1 protein-coding gene is annotated in these 1690 nt (G+C 26.2%); it reads left to right on the plus strand.

Features of this window, described 5'->3' with window-relative positions; genetic code table 11:
• Positions 1-109 precede the first annotated feature (109 nt).
• On the plus strand, positions 110-1690 hold a 1581-nt coding region (locus tag VLM92_RS11805), incomplete at its 3' end, for a DEAD/DEAH box helicase (protein ID WP_325276534.1).

The raw sequence follows: 1690 nt of genomic DNA on the forward strand, positions 1-1690 counted from the left end.
AAGAAATATTATACAATTATAATTATACAGATTTTAAAGGATTCTATATTTGTCAGATAACCATATATGATAAAATATATTTATTAGTAAGAAGTGCGAGGAAATTAACATGAAAAAAGAAGTTAAAGTATCTATAAGAAGTTTAGTTGAATTCATAATGAGAAATGGAAGTATTGATAATAGATATGTAGGGTCAGTTAAAGCTATTGAAGGTATAAGAGGACATCAAAAAGTTCAAAAATCATATGGAGAAAATTATAGTGCAGAAGTTTCCTTAAAGCATAGTTTTACATATGAAGATATAGATATTAACGTTGAAGGAAGAGTAGATGGAATATTAATTGAAAATGAAAAGATAATAATAGATGAAATAAAAACTACAACGAAGGAACTTCTTTTAATAGATGAAGATTTCAATCCATTACACTGGGCACAAGCAAAATGTTATGGATATATATATTGTGTTCAAAATGATTTAGAAAGCATAGATATACAAATAACTTATTATAATATAGAAACTAAAGCCACTAGGATATTGAGAAAAACATATACGTTTGAAGAATTAAAAGAATTTTTCTTTTGGCTTATTGATGAATATAAATATTGGGCTCAAATAGAAAATAATTGGATAGATAAAAGAAATAAATCTATAAAAAATCTAAAGTTTCCATTTGAAAATTATAGATCAGGTCAAAGAGAGTTAGCAGTAAGGGTATACAAAAGTATAACTGACAATAAAAAGTGTTTTACTCAAGCTCCAACTGGTACAGGAAAAACTATATCAGCACTATTTCCATCTATTAAGGCAATGGGAGAAGGGCATACTTCAAAAATATTTTATCTTACAGCAAAAACAATAACTAGAGAAGTAGCACAAAATACTATATCTTTGATGAGAAAACAAAAATTAGATATAAAATCTGTAACTATAACTGCAAAAGAAAAAGCTTGTAAGATGGATGAAGCTAATTGTAATCCAGATTATTGTCCTTATGCTAAGGGGTATTATGATAGGATAAATGATTCCCTAAAGGAAATCCTAATAAAATATGATGATTACAGTAGAGAGAATATAGATAAAATAAGTGAAGAATATAATCTTTGTCCATTTGAACTTTCTTTGGATTTGACTTTATTAAGTGATGTAATAATATGTGATTATAATTATGTCTTTGATCCAAGGGTATATTTAAAAAGGTTCTTTGATGTAAAAACTACTGATTATACTTTTTTAATAGACGAAGCTCATAACCTTGTAGATAGAGCAAGGGATATGTATTCTTCTAGTATAATTCAAGAAAAACTGATTAAAGTAAAAAAGCTTTTGGGCAAAAAAGACAAAAGACTTACTAGAGCTATTAATGAAGTTAATTCATATTTTAAAGAAAAATTAAAAATACTAGATGCATTAGATGAAAGGCATTTAATAGAAGGTGAACCTCCAACAGAGATATATAATTTGCTAGGAGCGTTTTTGAAAACTGCAGATGAATATTTATCAAGTAGTAATGAAGAAAATGATGAATTAATAGATTTGTATTTTGATGTTCATAGCTTTTTATCTATATCAGAATTTTACGATGAGAATTATGCAACTGTTTACCAAAATGACTTTGGAGTATTAAGTATAAAACTTTATTGTGTAAATCCATCTAAAGTTATAATAGATAAAATGAAAAAAGCTAAAGCT

It is taken from the genome of Romboutsia sp. (assembly GCF_035470145.1).
GTDB lineage: Bacteria > Bacillota > Clostridia > Peptostreptococcales > Peptostreptococcaceae > Romboutsia_D.